Origin of the sequence: Paenibacillus sp. XY044 (assembly GCF_002257645.1) — a bacterium.
In the GTDB taxonomy this organism is placed as follows: domain Bacteria; phylum Bacillota; class Bacilli; order Paenibacillales; family Paenibacillaceae; genus Paenibacillus_AQ.
Genome location: NZ_NQMO01000002.1, coordinates 582,160 through 602,360 on the forward strand (window position 1 = coordinate 582,160; position 20,201 = coordinate 602,360).

Annotated in this window: 18 protein-coding genes; 17 read left to right on the forward strand and 1 reads right to left on the reverse strand. The window is 57.1% G+C overall.

Annotation, left to right across the window (positions count from 1 at the left end; translation table 11 throughout):
• Nucleotides 1-20 precede the first annotated feature (20 nt).
• The 15 genes from CJP46_RS11055 to fba all read left to right on the forward strand — a co-directional run bounded on the left by CJP46_RS11055 (nucleotide 21) and on the right by fba (nucleotide 16,841).
• Nucleotides 21-1,205, forward strand: a complete 1,185-nt coding sequence (locus tag CJP46_RS11055; RefSeq protein WP_094595647.1) for an ROK family transcriptional regulator — start codon at nucleotides 21-23, stop codon at nucleotides 1,203-1,205.
• Between the two features lie 18 nt (nucleotides 1,206-1,223).
• The gene (locus CJP46_RS11060; RefSeq protein WP_094595648.1) at nucleotides 1,224-2,231 is read left to right on the forward strand and encodes an asparaginase; all 1,008 of its coding nucleotides are present in this window, start codon (nucleotides 1,224-1,226) and stop codon (nucleotides 2,229-2,231) included.
• 246 nt (nucleotides 2,232-2,477) lie between these two features.
• Nucleotides 2,478-4,127 carry a peptide ABC transporter substrate-binding protein gene (locus CJP46_RS11065; RefSeq protein ID WP_094595649.1) on the forward strand — a complete coding sequence of 550 codons (1,650 nt, stop codon included), beginning with the start codon at nucleotides 2,478-2,480 and terminating at the stop codon, nucleotides 4,125-4,127.
• 125 nt (nucleotides 4,128-4,252) lie between these two features.
• On the forward strand, nucleotides 4,253-5,188 hold the full coding sequence (locus CJP46_RS11070) for an ABC transporter permease (protein WP_094595650.1): 936 nt from the start codon (nucleotides 4,253-4,255) through the stop codon (nucleotides 5,186-5,188).
• A 13-nt stretch (nucleotides 5,189-5,201) separates the two neighbouring features.
• Complete coding sequence (locus CJP46_RS11075; RefSeq protein ID WP_256992334.1) at nucleotides 5,202-6,116, forward strand: ABC transporter permease; 915 nt, start codon at nucleotides 5,202-5,204, stop codon at nucleotides 6,114-6,116.
• Nucleotides 6,117-6,128: 12 nt separating this feature from the next.
• A complete protein-coding gene (locus CJP46_RS11080; RefSeq protein ID WP_094595652.1) occupies nucleotides 6,129-7,139 on the forward strand; it encodes an ABC transporter ATP-binding protein in 1,011 nt (336 codons plus the stop codon).
• Nucleotides 7,136-8,155 carry an ABC transporter ATP-binding protein gene (locus tag CJP46_RS11085; RefSeq protein WP_094595653.1) on the forward strand — a complete coding sequence of 340 codons (1,020 nt, stop codon included), beginning with the start codon at nucleotides 7,136-7,138 and terminating at the stop codon, nucleotides 8,153-8,155. Before CJP46_RS11080 ends, CJP46_RS11085 begins: the two co-directional genes overlap by 4 nt.
• On the forward strand, nucleotides 8,152-9,585 hold the full coding sequence (gene pepV, locus CJP46_RS11090; protein ID WP_094595654.1) for a dipeptidase PepV: 1,434 nt from the start codon (nucleotides 8,152-8,154) through the stop codon (nucleotides 9,583-9,585). Before CJP46_RS11085 ends, pepV begins: the two co-directional genes overlap by 4 nt.
• 42 nt (nucleotides 9,586-9,627) lie before the next feature.
• The gene (locus CJP46_RS11095; RefSeq protein WP_094595655.1) at nucleotides 9,628-11,085 is read left to right on the forward strand and encodes a leucyl aminopeptidase family protein; all 1,458 of its coding nucleotides are present in this window, start codon (nucleotides 9,628-9,630) and stop codon (nucleotides 11,083-11,085) included.
• Entirely contained in the window at nucleotides 11,082-11,786 is a 705-nt protein-coding gene (locus CJP46_RS11100; RefSeq protein WP_094595656.1) for a copper homeostasis protein CutC, read from the forward strand. The genes CJP46_RS11095 and CJP46_RS11100 overlap by 4 nt, the downstream gene beginning before the upstream one ends.
• 32 nt (nucleotides 11,787-11,818) lie before the next feature.
• Nucleotides 11,819-12,775 carry an ROK family protein gene (locus tag CJP46_RS11105; protein ID WP_373557979.1) on the forward strand — a complete coding sequence of 319 codons (957 nt, stop codon included), beginning with the start codon at nucleotides 11,819-11,821 and terminating at the stop codon, nucleotides 12,773-12,775.
• Nucleotides 12,776-13,054: 279 nt separating this feature from the next.
• On the forward strand, nucleotides 13,055-14,116 hold the full coding sequence (locus CJP46_RS11110; protein WP_094595658.1) for an SIS domain-containing protein: 1,062 nt from the start codon (nucleotides 13,055-13,057) through the stop codon (nucleotides 14,114-14,116).
• Nucleotides 14,117-14,134: 18 nt separating this feature from the next.
• Nucleotides 14,135-14,920 (forward strand): DeoR/GlpR family DNA-binding transcription regulator, encoded by a 786-nt coding sequence (locus CJP46_RS11115; protein ID WP_256992298.1) that lies wholly within the window; start codon nucleotides 14,135-14,137, stop codon nucleotides 14,918-14,920.
• Between the two features lie 30 nt (nucleotides 14,921-14,950).
• Complete coding sequence (locus CJP46_RS11120; RefSeq protein ID WP_094595660.1) at nucleotides 14,951-15,955, forward strand: ROK family protein; 1,005 nt, start codon at nucleotides 14,951-14,953, stop codon at nucleotides 15,953-15,955.
• Between the two features lie 22 nt (nucleotides 15,956-15,977).
• Entirely contained in the window at nucleotides 15,978-16,841 is an 864-nt protein-coding gene (gene fba / locus CJP46_RS11125; RefSeq protein ID WP_094595661.1) for a class II fructose-1,6-bisphosphate aldolase, read from the forward strand.
• 172 nt (nucleotides 16,842-17,013) lie between these two features.
• On the opposite strand, the gene CJP46_RS11130 is transcribed toward fba, so the two are convergent.
• On the reverse strand, nucleotides 17,014-17,703 hold the full coding sequence (locus tag CJP46_RS11130; protein ID WP_094595662.1) for a TetR/AcrR family transcriptional regulator: 690 nt from the start codon (nucleotides 17,701-17,703) through the stop codon (nucleotides 17,014-17,016).
• A 270-nt stretch (nucleotides 17,704-17,973) separates the two neighbouring features.
• Between CJP46_RS11130 and CJP46_RS11135 the strand changes: the two genes are divergently transcribed.
• Together CJP46_RS11135 and CJP46_RS11140 are read left to right on the forward strand one after the other, a co-directional pair.
• A complete protein-coding gene (locus tag CJP46_RS11135) occupies nucleotides 17,974-18,726 on the forward strand; it encodes an SDR family NAD(P)-dependent oxidoreductase (protein ID WP_094595663.1) in 753 nt (250 codons plus the stop codon).
• A gap of 197 nt (nucleotides 18,727-18,923) precedes the next feature.
• Nucleotides 18,924-20,087, forward strand: coding sequence for a DUF4349 domain-containing protein (locus CJP46_RS11140; protein WP_094595664.1), 1,164 nt, complete (start codon nucleotides 18,924-18,926; stop codon nucleotides 20,085-20,087).
• Nucleotides 20,088-20,201 lie beyond the last annotated feature (114 nt).

Consider the following 20,201-nt stretch of genomic DNA (forward strand, 5'->3'; position numbering starts at 1 on the left):
AAAATGGAGGACCGTCTCCGATGCAGAAGCACGATCAGGATTATATCCGGAGGAAAAACAGAAGTACGGTGTTTGAGCTGATCCGCAAGCGCTCGCCACTGTCCCGTGCCGAAATCGCCAGACTGACAGGAATGAGTCCCACGACAGTCAGCCGGATCGTTTCTGAGCTGTATCAGCAGGATTTTATGCATGAAATCGAGCAGACGACGACAGGCGTCGGGCGGAAAGCCGTGATGCTGCATGTGAATCCTGGCTCGGTGCTCTCCGTCGGTGTTGAAATCGACCGCAACGGCATCCGGATCGGCATTGTGGATCTGGATGGCAAGGTGGTCCACAACACGCAGGTGATGCGTGATTCCCGTGAAACGCCGGAGGCAACGCTGCAGCGTATCGCCTTGGCCATGGAGGAGCTGATCGAGACGGAGGACATCGACCGCCGCAAGGTCGTCGGTATCGGCGTGGGAATGCCGGGCATCGTCGATTATGCCGGGGGCAGCGTAGTGCTGTCCGCGCAGCTCGGCTGGAAGCAGATCGACATCGCCGCGGAGCTCCGGCGGCTGACCGGATTTGAAGTGGCCGTGGATAACGAGCTGAAGGTCAGAGCCCTGGCTGAGCACCAATATGGCTCGGCGAGAGGATCGAGCCGCTCGGTGCTGATCGGCTTCGGCAGCGGGGTCGGCTCCTCCTTGATCATCGATGGGGAAATCTATCGAGGGGAGACGAACAGTGCCGGGGAAATCGGGCATACGGTGGTAGACCCGGGAGGTCTTCTATGCGAGTGCGGCAAGGTCGGCTGCCTGCAGACCTATATCGCCGAAGCGTCGCTTGTCGAGCAGGCCAACAAAATCAAACCGATCGGCTCGCTGGAGGAATTGTTCCAGGCGAAGAAGGACGGGGAGTTTTGGGCGGCGAGCATTTTGGACCGGGCCATGACATTCGTAGCGGTCACGGTCAGCAACATCGCCTGCGTATACAATCCGGATACAGTGATTCTGACCGGCAAGCTGGTGGAAAGCTTCCCTGAAGTCAGAAACTTCATTTCGGATAAATGCATGGATCAATTCGTGTGGGAGCCGCTGCGCGGAACCTTCCAGATCGTCTACTCAGCGCTGGAGAGCGACGGCGTAGTGATCGGATCGGGCATTCTGGCCCAAAACCTGTTCCTGGACATCGACAGACAGATGGAGCAGGCAGAACAAATTTAACGAAGCGGGTGTTGACGTATGAAATTGGAACCGTTGGTGGAGGAATACCGCGGCGGCGTGCTGGAGAACGTGCATCTCGGCGTGCTGTGCGGCGTATCGGATCAAGGAAAAGTCATCTATGAGGTGGGCGATGCGGAGCATATGACCTTCCTGCGTTCGGCGGCCAAGCCGTTCCAGGCGATTCCGGTCATGAAGCAGAACATCGCGGAAAAATACGGGCTGACGGATGCGGAAGCCGCCATGTTCGCCGCCTCTCACCGGGGCGAAACGTATCATATCGAAGCATTGGAATCCATTATGGCAAAAACCGGTCTCCAAGAAGAGCAGCTGCTGTGCTGCCCGACCTATCCGCTGAACGACGAGCCGAAGTTCGCCCTTATGCGGGAAGGCAAGCCGCCGCGCAAGCTGTATCATAACTGCTCCGGCAAGCACCTCGGCATTCTGGCCGCGGCGAGGGAGATGGGCTTGCCGACCGAGACATACTGGCAGTCGTCGCATCCGCTGCAGCAGGACATTCTCCACACTTTGGCGGACATGGCCGAATATCCGGTCGATCAGATCAAGGTGGGCGTTGATGGCTGCGGATTTCCGATCTTTGCGCTGCCGCTGAAATCGATCGCCACGGCATACCTGAAGCTGGCCTGCCCTGAGCTGATCCGAGATGCCGAGACGCGGGAAGCTGTGCAGCGCATGGTCCACTATATGCACGCGGCGCCGGACAGCATCGCGAGCCATCAATTCATCTGCTCGGAGCTGCTGCGGGACGACAACATCGTCGCCAAGGGAGGAGCCAAAGGCGTTTACTGTTTCTCTTTAATTCGGGAACGCGTCGCTTTTGCGTTGAAAGTAATCGACGGCTCGGAGACGCCATGGCCGATCGCCGTCGCTTCAATACTGGAGCAGATCGGCTACAGCAACAAGGCCACGATTGACCGTCTGTATACGGTGGTCCCGAAGGAAATCAAGAACGACAACCACCTTGTAGTCGGCGAGCGCAGAGCCGCATTTAGCCTGGCAGGTAAGTGAACGCAAGCTTCAATAAGTAATGCTCTCTTTTTTAAAAAACTTCTTCATAACTACGAACCGAGTACTTCGACAGTAACGAAAAGAGGAAGCAGGAGAGACCAAGCACCTGATTGCAATTGACACGCAGTACCGGAAGTTCTTCGAGCATGAATGAGCACAAGAGATTCGGATTCACCCGCGGCTTTCTTCGGAAACGGCGGTGCAATCATACATTCACAAAGGGGACATAAAGGAGTGGGACATGCAATGAAAAGGAAAAAGGTAAGCTTGCTGGCGACGCTGCTCGTCGTATCGGCCATTTTCACAGGATGCTCGTTCAGCGGCGGCGACAGTAAAGGCGCGAGCTCGGGTACGACAGGAGATGCGGGCAGCAGCACGCAAACGGCGTCCAAAGAGCTGAGATTGTCCGTAGAAAGCGAAATTAAAGACCTGAATCAATGGGCGGCATCCGATGACGTATCGTTTACGGTGCTGAACAATATTGGAGAAGGGCTGTATCGCCTCGATCCGAAGAACGAGCCGCAGCCGGCTATGGCGGAAAGCTCGGAGCTGTCCGAAGACAAGCTGACGTATACGTTCAAACTGCGCGCTGACGCCAAATGGAGCGACGGATCGCCGGTAACGGCCGCCGACTTCAAGTTCGCCTGGCTGCGTGAAATGGATCCGAAAACCGGAACCAACGGTTACTCCTTCATCATGACGGACTACATCGTGGGTGCATCCGAGTATGCAGAGGGTGGTTCGGCGGACAAAGTCGGCATCGAAGCCAAGGATGACAAGACGCTGGTCGTTCATTTGAAGCAGCCGACGCCTTACTTCCTGAGACTGACTTCGCTGGCTCCGTACTTCCCGATGAAAGAGGAATTCGTGAAGTCCCAAGGCGAAAGCTATGCGCTGAGCCCGCAAAACATGCTGTTCAACGGTCCTTACACGCTGACTTCGGTCGATGCGGCCAGCGGTGCGGTGCTCGAGAAGAATGCCGGCTACTGGGACGCTGCCAACGTTAAGGTGGACAAAGTGGACCTGAAAGTCATCAAGGAAAAGAGCACGGCGCTGAACGCCTACAAAGCCGGACAGCTTGACCGCGTGCTTCTGCAATCTTCCGATGTCAATGCATCCAAGTCCGACCCTGGATTCGGAACAGGCATCAACTTCAGAACGACGTACCTGCAGTTCAACCTGAAGGCGGACGGCGTCAGCAACATCAACATCCGCAAAGCGCTGGAATACAGCTTCGACTCCAAGCTGCTGGCGGACCAGGTGCTGAACAACGGTTCCAAAGCCGCTACAGGACTGATTCCGGACCAAATGAGCGCAACAGGAGGCAAAAGCTTCCGCGAAATGCAGGGCGACCTGATCACGCCGGATGCGGCAAAAGCCAAATCCTATTGGGAGCAAGGGGTCAAAGAGCTGGGTAATGCGCCTAAAATTACGATGCTCGTAGCGGACACCTCCGAAACGAAGGACGTCGCTACCTTTATGCAGAGCGAGTTCAAGAAAAACCTCGGCATCGACGTGGCCATCGACACCAAAACGGCCAAGGCTCGCGGACAGCTGATGGACAACAGCCAATATCAGATGGCGATTACCGCATGGGGCGCCGATTATGATGATGCCATGACGTATCTGGATCTGTGGGCAAACCACACACCGTACCGCGGTAATTATGAAAATCCGAAATACGACACGCTGATCACTGACGCCAAGAAAGAAACCGACGAAGCAAGACGGATCGACATGCTGCTGACCGCCGAGAAAATTTTGACGGCGGAAGACGTCGTCGTTGTTCCGATCTACTTTGGCGGATACTCCTACCTGCTGAGCGATAAAGTCGAAGGACTGGACTACCATCCATACGGCAACCCGGTTGACTTTAAATATGCAAGCATCAAGTAATGCCGCATCACATGGGCATGTAACAGGAGAGGAGAGAAGCTTGGCTTCTCTCTTTCTCTTTCCTGGATCAAGCTCCGGGACGAAATGAAAAATTTTGAAGGCCCCGCGTATTGGGAGGTGCAACATTGAAACGGTATATCGGCATCCGGATCGTATACTTATTTACGACCTTGTTTATTATTACGACCGCCACCTTTTTCCTGATGAAAGCACTGCCCGGCACTCCGTTCGATGAAGAGAAGCTTCAACAGCTGCCGCAGGAACAAAGACAGATGATTTATGCCAGCTACGGCCTGGACAAGCCGGTTGGCGTGCAGTACGTGAACTATTTAAAAAATATTGTCAAAGGCGATTTGGGAACGTCGTTTTTTTACACCGGACAACCTGTGAAGGACATTATCATGAACCGGATCGGACCTTCGGCCTTGATCGGTCTGCAAGCGGTTCTGCTGGGGCTGGCCATCGGCATGATCCTGGGGATCGTCGCCGCTTACCGGCATAACTCCGGCTGGGACTACGTCACCATGATTATCGCCGTTCTCGGCGTATCGGTGCCCAATTTCGTGCTTGCGGCGCTGCTGCAGTATTTTGTTGGGCTCAAATGGGGACTCCTACCGGTTGCGTTCTGGGAGAGCTATCCCAGCTCCATCCTGCCGTCCATTGCGCTTTGCGTCGGCGTTATCGCCCTGATCGCCCGGTTCGTGCGGACGGAAATGCTGGAGGTGCTTGAGCAGGATTACGTCACGACGGCCAAAGCCAAGGGGCTCGGGTTCGTGCGCATCATGTTCCAGCATGTGATCCGCAACTCGCTCATTTCGGTCATCACGATTCTCGGTCCGATCGTTGTCAATTTACTGACAGGTTCGCTCGTCATTGAGAATATTTTTGGGATTCCGGGGATCGGGAGCCTGTTCGTCGATTCGATCAAAATGAACGATTATTCCACGATTATGGGGATCACGATTTTTTACAGCGCCTTCTACGTGCTGGTTATGCTGATCGTTGATCTGCTGTACGGTCTGGTGGATCCGCGGATCCGTCTGGCATCGGGAAAGGAGTGAGGACATGACGCAAATGGATAACGGGGATGCACTGTTCAAGCCGGCCGCCGTAAGGCCGGACGAACGGGAGAAGATCGCAGGCAAATCATTGACGGCTTTTCAGGACAGCTGGAGGCGGCTGCGTCAAAATAAAGCGGCCATCGTCAGCTTGATCATCCTGATCATCATGCTGCTGCTGGCGATTGTCGGTCCGTGGATCGGACATCACGACTACTACACCACGGATTATAATGCCGTCTATCAGAAACCGAACGCTGATCATTGGTTCGGCACCGATAAATTCGGCCGGGACCAGTGGGCCCGTGTATGGCAGGGAACGCGCGTTTCGCTCCTGATCGCCGTGCTCGCCGCTGCGCTCGACCTCGTCATCGGGGTTGCGTATGGCGCGATCTCTGCGCTGTTCGGCGGAAGAGTCGATAACGTGATGCAGCGGATCGTCGAAATTTTGACCGGGATTCCGAGTCTGATCATTATCATCCTGCTGATGATGGTGATGAAGCCGGGGATCGTGACCATCATGGTGGCGATGTCCATTACGGGCTGGGTCAATATGGCCCGGCTGGTCCGAGCTCACATCATGAAGCTGAAATCGCAGGAATTCGTCCTGGCAGCCCGTACGCTGGGCACGTCCACCGGGCGTATTATTACGAAGCATTTGATTCCGAACACGATCGGCATTATCGTCATCAACACGATGTTTACGATTCCGTCGGCGATCTTTACCGAAGCGTTCCTGAGCTTTATCGGCCTTGGACTTCAGTCGCCGATGTCTTCGCTCGGGGTGCTGATCAACGATGGCTTTGCATCCTTGAATACGCAGGCATATCTGCTGCTGTACCCTTCCATTGTCATCGTCCTCATTATGGTAACGTTCAACATTCTGGGTGACGGGCTGCGGGATGCGCTGGATCCGAGAATGCGGAAATAGGGGGAAGAGAGAATGGACAATTTGCTCGAAGTGCAGGATTTGCAGGTCAGCTTTTTCACATATGCGGGCGAAGTGCAGGCCGTGCGCGGCGTCGGCTTTTCCCTGGGCCGCGGCGAGACGCTGGCGATCGTGGGGGAATCCGGCTCCGGCAAATCGGTTACTTCCAAAAGCATCATGAGGCTGCTGGCGAAGTCCGCGAAAATTAAACACGGCTCGATCCGCTTTGAAGGCAAGGATATCGCGTCGCTGCCGGAAAAGCAGATGCAGGATATCCGGGGGCGGGAAATCTCGATGATCTTTCAGGACCCGATGACGTCGCTGAACCCGACGATGACGATCGGCAAGCAGATCACCGAGGTACTGAAGAAGCACCGCAAGCTCGGCGGCGCGGAAGCCAACCGGCGGGCAGTGGAGCTTCTGGATCAGGTTGGCATCCCGAATCCGGACAAGCGGCTGAAGCAGTACCCGCACCAGCTGTCCGGAGGCATGCGCCAGCGCGTAGTCATCGCGATTGCACTGGCGTGCAACCCGAAGGTGCTGATCGCCGACGAGCCGACGACCGCGCTCGACGTGACGATCCAGGCGCAAATTTTGGAGCTGATGAAGCAGCTCCAGCAGGACCTGGACACGTCCATCGTGCTGATCACGCACGATTTGGGCGTAGTCGCGAACATGGCGTCCCGCGTGGCGGTCATGTACGCCGGCAAAATCGTGGAAACCGGTACGGTGGATGAAATCTTTTACGAAGGCAAGCATCCGTACACCTGGGGGCTGCTTGCTTCCATGCCGAAGCTGCACGAGAAATCGGAAGAGCTGATGGCCATTCCCGGCACGCCGCCGGACCTCAGCGATCCGCCCAAGGGATGTCCGTTTGCGGCTCGCTGTCCGTACGCGATGGAAATTTGCCATGAATATATGCCAGAATATACAGAGCACTCAGAGACGCACCGCGCGGCCTGCTGGCTGCAGGACAGCCGTGCGCCGAAAGTGCAGAGTCCGCTTGCGGGAGGTGATCGGCCATGAAGCACGAGAAGGGGACAAAACCGCTAGTCGAGGTCAAGCATTTGAAGAAGCATTTTGACGTGGGCCGCGGACAGATTCTAAAAGCGGTGGACGACGTCTCGTTCGACATTTATCCGGGGGAGACCTTCGGTCTTGTCGGCGAGTCCGGCTGCGGAAAGTCGACGCTGGGCCGCACGCTGATCCGTCTATATGATGCGACAGAAGGGACGGTCAGCTTTGACGGCGAGGAAGTGCACGGCCGCAAGTCCAATGCCGAGCGGAAGAAACTGAGCCGGAGCATCCAGATGATCTTCCAGGATCCCTACGCGTCGCTGAACCAGCGGATGACGGTGACGGACATCATCGCCGAGGGCATTGACGCCCACGGCATCGCCAAGAACCGCAAGGAGCGCCAGCAGATGGTCTACGACCTGCTGGAAACGGTCGGACTCAACCGGAGCCACGCCGAGCGGTTCCCGCATGAATTCTCCGGCGGCCAGCGCCAGCGGATCGGCATCGCCCGGGCGCTTGCGGTTCATCCGCGGTTCGTGATCGCCGATGAGCCGATTTCGGCGCTGGACGTTTCCATCCAGGCACAGGTCGTGAACCTGATGAAGAAGCTGCAGCAGGAGCTGGGATTGACGTATTTGTTCATCGCCCATGACCTGTCGATGGTGAAGCATATCAGCGACCGCATCGGGGTGATGTACCTCGGAGGCATGGTGGAGCTTACGAGCAGCGACGAGTTGTTCGAGAATCCGCTGCATCCATACACCAAAACGCTGCTTTCGGCGATCCCGATTCCCGATCCGAAGCTGGAGCGCGGCCGGGAGCGCCTGGTGCTGCAGGGTGACCTGCCAAGCCCGATCAATCCGCCGAGCGGATGCCGTTTCCGGACGCGCTGCCCGTTTGCCACGGAGCTGTGCGCTGCGGAAACGCCGGTATGGCAGGAAGCGGAAAAAGGACACTGGGTGGCCTGCCATCTGTATAATCCAAGCAAAAATATGACTTTAAATAAGGAGGGAGCCGGCGCATGAGCTGGTATGAAATGGCCGAAGAGCGGGAAGAGGCCTTGATTGAGGATCTGTCCGGACTTCTGAGAATCGACAGCGTCTATGATCCGGACACCAGCGGCCCCGGGCAGCCGATGGGTCAAGGTGTCGCGGAGGCGCTGCAATATATGCTGGACCTGTGCGCGGCCGAAGGCTTCCGGGTCCGGAACCTGGACGGATATGCAGGTTATGCCGAATACGGTCCCGAATCGGCCGAGCATTATGTGGCCGTTCTGAGCCATCTGGACGTCGTTCCGGCATCCGGGAAATGGACGACCCCTCCGTTCGAGCCGTCTGTCCGGGGCGGCAAAATTTTTGCGCGCGGCGCCGAGGACGACAAAGGTCCGGCAATGGCGGCGTTTTACGGACTCAAAATCGTCAAAGACATGGGGCTTCCGCTAAAGCACCGGATCCGTCTCATTTTTGGAACGGACGAAGAGCGGACAGGGAAGTGCATGCAGAAATATAATGAGCTGGAGCCTGCACCGATTTGCGGATTTACGCCGGATGCCGATTTTCCGATCGTTCGGGCCGAGAAGGGGCAGGTCAATACGAGGCTGCTCTTTAAGCCGATTGAGGACAGCGATTCGTCCGGGTTCGAGTACCGGTTGCGTTTGTTTGCTGCCGGCGAGGTGGCCAACAGCGTACCTGAGGGCGCGCGCGCCGAGGTAGCGGGAGACGCAGGCAGCCTGAATGCGATGCAGAAAGCCTATGAGGATTACTGCGCGTCGGAAGGACTGAAGGGAAGCTTGGAGATCGATGCTGACGGGCAGGCGGCAAGCCTGTCGCTGACCGGTAAGACGGCACATGGCATGGAGCCGCAGCTCGGCATTAACGCGGGTCTTAAGCTGATCCATTTTCTGAAGGAGTTTTCCTTCCCTTCCGGTGCGGAGCATTATCTCCATACGGTCGATACGCTGATGTACGGCGATATCCACGGGCGCGCCTTCGGCATTGCGATGGAAGATAAAATCACCGGACCATTGACGGTCAACGCGGGTTTGCTGCAGTACGATCCGGAAGGCGAATCCTATTTCCACATCAACCTGAGATATCCGGTTTGCGGTAACCATGCGGATATTTTGGAGAACATCGGGGTCCGGGCTTCGGCTTGCGGCCTTGAGATCGAACCGCCGAGCCTGAAACATCCGCACTGCGTGCCAGATGATCATCCGATGATCGAAGCGCTGCAGCGGGTCTATGAGGCGGAGACCGGACAGCCGGCCGAGCTGCTGTCAACCGGCGGCGGAACCTATGCGGCGTATATCGCAAACGGCGTCGCTTTCGGCCCGGTATTTCCGGGCATGGCCAATTCGGCACATCAACGGAACGAACATATCGACATCGATGCACTGATTCGCTCGACGGCCATCTACGCCCGGGCGATGCATGAGCTGGCCAATCTGAACCTATAATCTGCGGCTTAACCAAAATTCTTGTAAAGGAATGTACAGCGGATGGAATTGATATCAGGAACAGGGCAACCGGCGGATGTAACGATCTATCCGGTGTTTGAGGACAGCGAAGGCGAAGCCTCCGGGCTCACCCTTCGCGAAGGGATGGGCAGCCGCGGTGCTGTCCATTGGTTTTACGGCCGCCATGGGGAGCAGGATATCCTCGTCGTCGGTCTGGGCAGCCGGGACAAATTCGGTATGGAGGCGCTGCGGGAAGCCGCCGGCGGGGCTGGCCGAGAAATCCGCAAGGCGTCCTTAAGAACCGCGTCGATCGACGGTACGGCCCTCCGTGAGGCTTTTGGAGAAGGCGAATGGCCTGAGCAGGCGGCCGTAGCCTGGGTCGAAGGATGGCATCTTGGCACGTATGTGTTCGATAAATATACATCGCGCCACAAGAAGGCGCAGGTGGATTGGATTCGGATCGAGTCCGCCGCCGAGCGAAGCTATGCGGAGGCGGCCTGGCTTGGACGCGCTCGGGCCGAAGCGGTCGCCTTGGCCCGGGACCTGTGCAACGAGGCACCGAATGATCTTCATCCGGTCAGCTTCGTGCAGCGGATCAAGACGGTCTTCGCCGGCAGGAACGTGAAGCTTCACATATACCAGGGCGAGGAGCTGAAGCAGCGGCAGATGAACGGCCTGCTGGCCGTCGGAAGCGGGAGCAAGCATCCACCGGCCATGGTGGAAATCGAATATCTGGGCGATTCAAACGCCCCGCATCTGGCGCTGATCGGCAAGGGGATCACGTTTGACATGGGCGGCATGAACCTGAAGGTTGCCCGGGATCTGAGCGACGCCCGCTTCGATATGGGCGGAGCCGCGGCTGTTATCGGCGCGATGGACCTGCTCACCCGGCTGGAAGTAAAGGCGAGAATCACGGCGCTGATTCCGATCGCAGAAAACGTGCCGGATGCGGACGCCATCCTGCCGTCGCATGTGATCCGCTATCCGAACGGATTGTCCGTGCAGGTGGTTAATACGGATGCCGAAGGCCGGCTGATCCTGGCCGACGCCATCCTGCATGCCACCCGGAGCGGGGCCGAGCGGATCATCGACATCGCGACGCTGACCGGTGCGGTCGGACACGCGCTGGGACTGCGGGTGGCCGGCATATGGGGCGACGCCGGGTTTGCCGAGCAGCTGATGCGGATCGGCAGCAAGAACGGTGACCCGATTTGGCGCCTACCGCTCGTCGATGAGGATGAAGAGCTCTTGAGCAGCCCGTACGCCGACTTGGCCAACCTGGCCTCAAGCCCCTACGGGGGAGCCAATATGGCGGCCCTGTTCCTGCGGCGGTTTGTGCCCTCTAAGGCGCGCTGGTGCCATATCGACATGGCCAATACGTCCCAAGTCCCCGCGGACCGGGGGTATAAAGCTGCAGGGGCTACCGGTTACGGAGTCCGGCTGCTGGCCGATTTCGTGACGGAACAGGCCAATTCTGGAAATGGAGGCACTGCGGAGTGAAGCTGGAAGTAATCGCAACCAATTTGTACGACGCGCTCGTCGCCGAGAATGCGGGAGCGGACCGCCTGGAGCTGGTGACGGGCATTATAGAAGGCGGATTGACGCCGGGTCCGGGAATGATCCGCAAGGTCGTCGGCTTGATGGGCATCCCGGTCCATGTCATGGTCCGGCCGCACAGCCAGTCGTTCGTCTACGACCAATACGACCTGCTGACGATGCGCGAGGATATTGCCTTTATCAAAGAGTGCGGAGCGGCGGGGATCGTGCTTGGAACGCTTAAGCCGGACCGCACGATCGATACCGAAGCGCTGGAGATGCTGCTGAAGGAGGCTGACGGCCTGAACGTCACGTTCCACCGGGCATTCGACGAGATCGACGATCAGATCGGCGCGCTCCGGACGTTGTCGGCATATCCGCAGATTAACCGGATTCTGACTTCCGGAGGGCCGCGGCCAGCGCCGGAGTCGACGGACCGCATCAAAGCGCTGGTCGAGGCATCGGCCGGAACCGGTATCCGTATCTTGGCTGGATACGGTTTGACGGTGCCGGGGCTTTCGGAGTTCGCCCAGAAGACGGGCGTGCCGGAGGTGCATTTCGGTTCGGCGCTGAGAGCGGAAGGGAATTACCTGCTGCCTCTTGATTCCGAACGGGTGAAGACGGCGGCGCAGACGGTGAAATCCATCGCAATGTCAGCAGGGTAACAACAAAATACTCGATTACTGTGGTGAAATCATTGGACAAACAACCTAAGATGATCGTCGGGGTTGATCTCGGCGGAACGAAAATCGCAACAGGGCTTTTGGACGCCAGCGGACGGATGCTGGCCCGAAGCCAGAAGGCGACCGCAGGGCTGAAAAGCTCGGATGAGGTCATTCAGGCGATCGTAGATACGATAACGGAAGTGAGTGGAGAACACGAAATCGCCGGTGTCGGCCTAGCCTCTCCGGGGGCGGTCGACACCCGCCGGGGGATCATCCGCAACGGGGTGAACCTGCCCGGATGGAACGGCATTTCGCTGCAGGCGGAGCTGGAGAAGCGGCTGCAGGTGCCGGCCAAGCTGATCAATGACGCGAACGCGGCGGCATGGGGAGAATACGTGTACGGAGCAGGCCGCGGAGCGCAAAGCATGGTGTATGTCACGCTGAGCACCGGTATCGGCTCGGGGCTGGTTCTTGACGGAAGGCTGTACCTGGGAACCAGCTCCTTCGCCGGCGAACTTGGCCATACGGTGGTCGACCCGAACGGGGCGCTGTGCGGCTGCGGACAACGGGGCTGCTGGGAGACTTATGCCTCCGGGACGGCCATTGCCCGCCAGGCGTCCGAGGCGGCAGCCGCGGCGCCGGAAGGCATGACGCAGATGACCGCGCTGGCCGAGGCGGAAGGCGTGCCGCTGGGCGCCAAGCATGTGTTTCAAGCTGCGGCTATGAACGACAAGCTGGCCCAAGAGACGCTGGAGCAGGTCATTCATTACACGGGCCTGGGGCTGATGAACATCATTCACAGCTTCAATCCGGATTGCATCGTCATTGGCGGCGGCGTCAGCCGCGCCGGGGATGCTTTCTTCGGGCCGTTGCGCGAGAAAACCGGGGAGCTGGTCATGGAGCCTTACAAGGGCTCCTACGCCATTAAGCCTGCGGAGCTCAAGGACGATGTGGGCATTATCGGAGCGGCAGCTCTGTTCGTGGAATAAACGGCTGAATAATGAAACGCAATCTTGGTAATCATGCGTATATTTTAGATCAGGCAAAATTGATATGAGCTAAAAAGGGCAAATCCATAGCATCTCTATGGATTTGCCCTTTTTTGGGTTCAGTTGTTGAGTTCGAAAATGCTGCTTTGATCCTATTTGGGGGCGCTGATTTGCAATTTTTCATCAAATTAATGATTGAATATTTCAATGTATTGCAATATAATGCCAATAGAAACAACCGCTATACTATCAATATTATGAGATCGGGGTGGATATTCATTGGCACAGACACAAGGCGTACTGACGTATCCAGAGATCGGCGGACAATCCGAAGCGCTTGCGGCTGCCTGGAAGCAGCTCGAGGCGCAGCAGGAATGGATCTCCCAATTTATCGGCAATCCTTCGTTCGATGAAGTTATTTTTATCGGGTCAGGAACTTCCTATTATTTGGCGCAGACCGCCGCGTCCACGTTCCGCAAATGGACGGGACGAAGCGGTGCAGCCTATCCGTCCTCGGAAATCTTTTTGTTCCGGGAGCAGGCGGTACCCCCAGGAAAACGTGTACTGCTCGTTGGGATCTCCCGTTCGGGAGAATCGACCGAAGTCATTCTCGCGCTCGAATCGGTAAAAGATTTGCAGGATTGGACGATCTGCAGCATTACCTGCGATGAGGAGAGCACGATGGCGAAGCTCGCTCCATACTTGTTGTCGCCGCTCGGCAAGGAGAAAAGCACCGTCATGACGAAGTCTTTTAGCAGTATGACCTTTATGCTTCAAGCGTCGATGGCGCGTGCCGCCGGCCGGACCGAGCAGCTGAAGGAACTTCAGGAAGCCGCGGAGCTCAGCGCTGGCGTGGTGGCCAAGGCGGACGAAACCGCCAAGGAGCTGATTTCCGGTCATCCGGAGCTAAATAAATTTATATACTTAGGCATGGGAGCCTATTATGGACTTGCCCAGGAAGCCTGCCTGAAGATCAAGGAAATGTCCTGCGTATGGACGGAAAGCTTCGGTACGATGGAATTCCGGCACGGGCCGAAATCGGTCGTCGAGCCGGGAACGCTGGTCTGCCTGCTGCTGTCGGAAACCGCAAGGGACTATGAGATCAAGGTAGCGCAGGAAATGAAAGACTACGGCGCGCATGTCGTCATCATTACTGCGGACAAGGGTGAAGACACCGGCTTTGCCGACCTCGTGTTCGAGATCGAGGGCCGCGAGCTGTCCGATGAGGCGAGAGCGGTGCTGTACATGCCGCTGGTTCAATATATCGGGTATTACACGGCACTGCGGGAGGGGAGAAATCCGGACAGCCCGCGGAATTTGACCCAGGTGGTCAAAATTTGACATAAGGAGAGAATGGCTTTGAGTGAACGAAATGGATCGAAAGAAGAACGCCGGGAACAGATATTGGACTACATCCTGCAGCACGGCTCTATTTCCCTTCAGGAGGTGACGTCGCGGTTCAAGTGCTCTGAGGCTACGGCACGCAGGGATTTGGAGGCGCTTGAGAAATCGGGGCGGGTTATCCGCACGATGGGCGGAGGCGCCAAATCCGCGGGAATCACGGCCGGAAGGGAGATTCCATTTCACGAGAAGCAGAACAAGCTCTATCAGGAAAAGGAAAAAATCGCCGCCATGGCGGCTTCCCTCGTGGAAGAAGGGGACGTGGTCGGCCTGACGGGCGGAACCACGACGTATCTGATTGCGAGGGCACTCAAAAACCGCCGCAATATTACGGTGGTGACCAATGCCGTCAATATTGCGATGGAGCTGTCGGAGAACGAAGATCTTCAGGTCGTGCTGACCGGCGGCATGCTGCGCAGCAAAAACTTCGAGCTGTGCGGCCCGCTCGCCGAGCGGACGCTGGAGGCGATCAACATTCACACGATGTTTATGGGGATCGACGGTTTTTCGGCGGAACAGGGGGCAAGCACCTACTCTGAGCTTGAAGCGAATACGGCGATGCTCATGATGAAGCGGACCAACCGTACCATCGCCGTGTTTGACCATACGAAGCACGGCCGCAATTCCCTGTTCCAGGTGGCGCCGGTGGCGGCGCTGCACGGAATCATTACGGATGAGGATCCCGGAGAGGAGCTCCGCGGCCGGTTGAAAGAAACCGGAGTGCAGGTGCATGTCGCGCATTAACATTCTGTGAAATAAGGGCAGGTGCTCAGCATGGAAGTGTTTGCGGGAGTCGATGTCGGCGGAACGAACATCGTATGCGGTCTGGTATCTTCCGCCGGACAAGTGGTTCATAAGCTGAAGCGGCCGACGGAAGCCGGACGCGGTCCGGATGCGGTACTGGAGAAAATCGCCGCAATGATCGAGGAGGCGGTCGCCTCGTACCGCGGGGAGGACGGCCAGCCTGTAACCGTCGCGGCAGCGGGAGTCGGACTGCCGGGGCTGGTCGATCCCGAGGAAGGCATCGCCAAGTTCGCCGGCAATCTCGGCTGGCGCGACCTTCCGGCCGCCAGCCGCCTGAAGGCGAAGCTGCAGATGCCGGTATTTATCGATAACGATGTCAGAACGTATGTGTTTGGCGAGGCGCTGTATGGAGCCGGTGCAGGCACCGGCCATGTCATTGGCGTGACGATCGGAACGGGTATTGCCTCTGCCATGGTGAATGAGGGGAAGCTGTTTTACGGCTTCCGCCATATGTCCGGGGAGCTGGGGCATATCGTCATGGAGGGGCTGAGCGATCCTTGCCCCTGCGGCCTGACGGGCTGCCTGGAGACATATGCTTCCGCTTCCGGGATGGTGCGGCAGGCCCGAAAATCGATCGAGGCCGGAGAGCCGACCGTGCTCAGCGACTGGTTTCCGGGCGACCGCATCTCGGAACTGACCGCCGCGGATTTGTCGCGGGCGTACGATCAGGGAGATCCGTTGGCCGTCTCCATTCTGGAGCGGGCGGGTTCGCTGCTCGGACGGGCGTTGTCCTACGCCGTTTCGCTGAACAGCCCGGAGATGATCATTATCGGCGGCGGCGGGGCGCTGGCGGGGGAGCGGATTATCAAGCCGCTGGAGCGGGAACTGATGAGCCGGATCCTGCCCGATTACCGCGACCAGCTCAAGATCGTTACCGCCATGTACAACGACGATGCCGGCGTAACCGGGAGCGCCATGTACGCCAAGCATAAATATACCGTATTGACCGAATTAACACAGGACAGCAAGGCATAACAAACGGGAAGGGGAAAACACCATGTCACTCGTTTCGTCTACGTCTTTACTGCAAGAAGCAAGGGCCAAACAGTACGCCATCGGGGCATTTAACGTGCATACGCTGGAAATGCTGCAGGCCGTGGTCGAAGCGGCCGAAGAAGCACAGTCGCCGCTCATTATCCAGTCAACGGTCGGAACCGTCAAGCACTTGGGAGCTGAGTATATCGCTGCGGCTGCCCGTGTGGCGGCGGACCACGCCAGCGTGCCTATCGCACTTCATTTGGATCATTGCAACGATTTTTCCGTCATTATCAGCTGTATCCGGGCGGGGTATACGTCCGTCATGATCGATGCGTCCCATTCCCCTTTTGAGGAAAATGTGGCCATGACCCAGAAGGTGGTCGAAGCCGCCAACGCCGTTGGCATCAACGTGGAGGCGGAGCTTGGCAAGGTCGGCGGCGTGGAGGACGACATCATCGTTGATGAGCGCGACGCCCTGCTCGCCGATCCGAAGGAATGCGCCGAATTCGTGGAGCGCACCGGCGTGCATACGCTCGCCCCTGCGATCGGCACCGCCCACGGCATCTACAAGGGAACGCCGAATATCGATTTCGACCGGATCGGGCGCATTGCCGAAGCCGTTGATGTTCCGCTCGTCCTGCATGGAGGCTCCGGCATTCCGGAGGAGCAGGTGAAGCGGGCGGTCAGTCTCGGCATGGCCAAAATGAACGTGGCTACCGAACTGCGCATCCTGTTCTCCGACGCCATCAAACACGTCTTTGCCGAGAATCCGGAAGAGAACGATCCGCGGAAATACATGGTTCCCGCCAAGAAAGCGCTGAAGGCGGCCGTGATTGAGAAAATGCGGCTGTGCGGATGCGCCGGACGAGCGGGAGACTTTTAAACGAAAGTCAATCGCAGAACAAACGAAACAAGCCTGCTTAGGCCCGGAGATCGGGGAAGCAGGCTTTTTTGAGTTTCTGGGATTATAAGGTAATGTTTCAGCTAGGCTGCAAAATGAAGTTGCTGCAAGAAGCTCCAACAGCATGAGGCAGTCTTCTATGAGTGTACGTCGACTACGGTTCCGGAGTCACGCTGGTGGAGGAGGCAGTCCCCGGGTTCCGCAAAAATTCCAGAAACATCCGCTTCAGCAGAGCCAGCTGGACGTCCGCGCTGACAATGGACTCAAACATCACGATGCTGCGCTGCAGCGACAGCTTTTTCGAGAAAATGCCGAACGCATTGACCACGGTGGACAGGGTTTCCTCCATGGGGAGATCCGAGCGCACCGATCCGTCCCGGATGCAGCTGGCAATGATTTCGGCGAACGCTTCGGAAACCTTGCGGTGGACGTCATTGTACCGCTGAATATCCTCCAGCGGCTCGGCCTGCTGGGCGGCATAGCTCTCAAACGCCTCAAGGAACCGGCTGCGGCTGCTCGATTCAGGCAGTTGGAGATTCAGGAAATGATCCAGCAGTGCCTCGAGTTTTTCGATGCCCGTCACCGGTTTGGCGGCAATCGTCCGAAACGCCTCTTCCTCCAGGCTGATCATATGCGTGGCGACCGCGACGATCAGCTTGTCTTTCTTGGGAAAATAACGGAACACCGTGGCAATGCCTACGTTGTCTTCCGCAGCGATATCCCGCATCGTCGCCTTGTCGATCCCTTTGCGGTTAAAGACCCGCTCCGCCGCCTCTATAATGCTGCTCTCGCGAGCCTTTTTACCTTCCAGCCGTTCCTGTTCCCATCTTGTCTTCGGATCCATAATTGTGAGTCAACTCGCCTTCCGGATGTAAAGATAAAATCGTAAAAATGCTATCAAAACCGCCCGGAGAAGTCAACGCGGTCCAGGTATATAGAGGATTGCCGGGGGAAGGATTGTGGGGAAAAACAAACGGTGATATAATTGATATTGTCATGATAGTCACACTATCATGTCCTTCGATTTTACAAGGTGACGCCCGCCAAACAGGGTACGGATGTTACCGTTGTCGTTATCATAATAGATTCAATAGGGGAAGGGAGTCTTAACAATATGGGCAGAGTACAAGGGAAAATAGCGATCGTTACCGGAGCAGCCGGGGGCATGGGCAAGGCGGATGCCGTCCTGCTGGCACAGGAAGGGGCAAAGGTGGTCGTTACCGACATTCAGGAGGACAAAATCCAGGCCGTCGTGGAGGAGATCAAACAGCAGGGCGGAGAGGCCATCGGCTTCCGTCATAACGTAACCTCCGAGGAGGAATGGCAGCATATCGTGGACGAAACGGTCAAAACGTTCGGCACGATCGACGTCCTCGTCAACAATGCCGGCATCTCGCTTGCCAAATCGTTGGTGGACACGTCTATGCAGGATTGGGACAAGGTCATGTCCATCAACCTGACCGGCGGCTTTCTCGGTTTGAAGTATGTTATCCCGGTCATGCAGCGCGGGGGCGGAGGCTCCATCATCAACATTTCTTCGATCGCCGGGCTGACGGGTAGCAACGGAGCAGGGCCTTACACCGCAAGCAAGGGCGCCGTCCGGATGCTGACCAAGGCGGTGGCCGTGGATTACGGCAAGGATAACATCCGCTGCAATTCGATCCATCCGGGGTACATTGAAACTCCGATGACGGAAGGATTGTTTGCCAATGACCAGATGACTGGCTGGTTCCGTTCCAAAACGCCGCTGCCTCGCCTGGGCAAACCGGAGAACATTGCGGCCGGCGTGCTGTTCTTGGCATCCGACGAGTCTTCCTTTATTACCGGAGCAGAGATCGCCATCGACGGTGGCGTATCCGCAACCTGATTTTTTGATCTGACAAATAAATAAGCATGGAATGAAGCGTAAAAGAAGCCTTCCGGGTGGTACACCGGAGGGCTTTTTTGGCTTTTTTGAATGTACATCCAAAGACTTTTTCTTCTTTTGCTCCGCAACCTTCGGAGCCTTCCTGACGTTAGATAGGAAAATATAAAAATTTTTCCATTTCTGAGGAGGAATGAAGTATGCGTACATGGGGGTCATGGCTTGCTGCATTCATATTAGTCATTCTTTTGGTGACCGGCTGCTCGTCCGGGAGCTCGCAGGACAAAGCCGGCAGCGGCGACGGCGGGACCGTTGAAAGCGCCGCCGCTTCGGATCAGGCGGCGAATACCGCTGCGGTTCAGGTCGAGCAGGGCTCAGCGGCATCGACGGCTGAGCAGAAGTCGTCGTTGGCGACGGAGGCTGAGCATGCACAGGCTGATGCCATCAAGGCGTCGGAGGTAGATTCCGCGCCGGATGCGGGATTCACCGCTCAGGATGTGGCCGGCGGGTTAAACAAGAAGCTCATCTATAAGGCGCATCTGGTGATGGAAATTCAGGATTATGCCCAGGCACAGACCGAAGTGAGAAATATGGTGACGCTGTCGGGCGGTTATATCGTCAATTTTTCCGAAACGGATTCGGCCAGTGAACGGGGTGGAACCTTCATCCTCAAGGTGCCTGCATCGGGCTTTTCGTCCTTTCTGAACCGGCTTGAGCAGATGAAGCATGACTCCCTCCAGCGCAGCATTGAAGGCCAGGACGTGTCCGAGGAATACGTGGATTTGCAGGCAAGGCTCAAAGCCAAGCAGATTATGGAAGAGCAGTATATCGCTTTTATGAAAAAGGCCACGAAGACCAGTGACCTCGTGTCGTTTGCGAAAGAGCTTGAGAGAGTTCAGGAAGAAATCGAGCAGATCAAAGGCCGCATGCGCTATATCGATCAGAATGTGGCTTATTCCACCGTGGAGCTGCGCATCTACCAGCCCGAGAAGACGCTGCCCAAAGCCGAACCCGATCGGCAGCAGGCACCCCTAGGTAAGCGGGCGGGTGATGCTCTTCAGGGAAGCATGGACGTGCTGACGCAGATGGGGCAGTGGATCATCGTCATCCTGTCAGGGGCCGTTCCTGTCCTGATTCTTGCTGCGATTGTGCTCTTTATCGTTTGGATCGTCCGCAGAGGTGGGAAGCAGCGGCGTGCTGATGCCGCCGAGCGGAGGAAAGCGTGGAGAGAGGAACAGCAAAAGATGGCAGGACCCAATGAAGCGGAGCAGGAAGGCACGGATCATACCCATACGGTTCGAAGCGGGTCTGATCCAAAGGAACCGGATTCCGACTCCGACGCGGACTCCGTCCCCCATAAATAACGTTATCCGTGGAGGGAAAGAATTGAGCCGGGCGCACTTGGTTGCGCCCGGTATCTTTTTGGGTATATACCTCTTGATATTGACGCAAGATGAAATCAATTGATTTAACGAAAG

Excerpts from the sequence above, each read along its gene's own strand:
- CJP46_RS11055 (WP_094595647.1), top strand. The coding sequence starts at position 21 with ATGCAGAAGCACGATCAGGATTATATCCGGAGGAAAAACAGAAGTACG.
- CJP46_RS11060 (WP_094595648.1), top strand. The coding sequence starts at position 1,224 with ATGAAATTGGAACCGTTGGTGGAGGAATACCGCGGCGGCGTGCTGGAG.
- CJP46_RS11065 (WP_094595649.1), top strand. The coding sequence starts at position 2,478 with ATGAAAAGGAAAAAGGTAAGCTTGCTGGCGACGCTGCTCGTCGTATCG.
- CJP46_RS11075 (WP_256992334.1), top strand. The coding sequence starts at position 5,202 with ATGGATAACGGGGATGCACTGTTCAAGCCGGCCGCCGTAAGGCCGGAC.
- CJP46_RS11080 (WP_094595652.1), top strand. The coding sequence starts at position 6,129 with ATGGACAATTTGCTCGAAGTGCAGGATTTGCAGGTCAGCTTTTTCACA.
- CJP46_RS11085 (WP_094595653.1), top strand. The coding sequence starts at position 7,136 with ATGAAGCACGAGAAGGGGACAAAACCGCTAGTCGAGGTCAAGCATTTG.
- pepV (WP_094595654.1), top strand. The coding sequence starts at position 8,152 with ATGAGCTGGTATGAAATGGCCGAAGAGCGGGAAGAGGCCTTGATTGAG.
- CJP46_RS11095 (WP_094595655.1), top strand. The coding sequence starts at position 9,628 with ATGGAATTGATATCAGGAACAGGGCAACCGGCGGATGTAACGATCTAT.
- CJP46_RS11120 (WP_094595660.1), top strand. The coding sequence starts at position 14,951 with ATGGAAGTGTTTGCGGGAGTCGATGTCGGCGGAACGAACATCGTATGC.
- fba (WP_094595661.1), top strand. The coding sequence starts at position 15,978 with ATGTCACTCGTTTCGTCTACGTCTTTACTGCAAGAAGCAAGGGCCAAA.
- CJP46_RS11130 (WP_094595662.1), bottom strand. The coding sequence starts at position 17,703 with ATGGATCCGAAGACAAGATGGGAACAGGAACGGCTGGAAGGTAAAAAG.
- CJP46_RS11135 (WP_094595663.1), top strand. The coding sequence starts at position 17,974 with ATGGGCAGAGTACAAGGGAAAATAGCGATCGTTACCGGAGCAGCCGGG.
- CJP46_RS11140 (WP_094595664.1), top strand. The coding sequence starts at position 18,924 with ATGCGTACATGGGGGTCATGGCTTGCTGCATTCATATTAGTCATTCTT.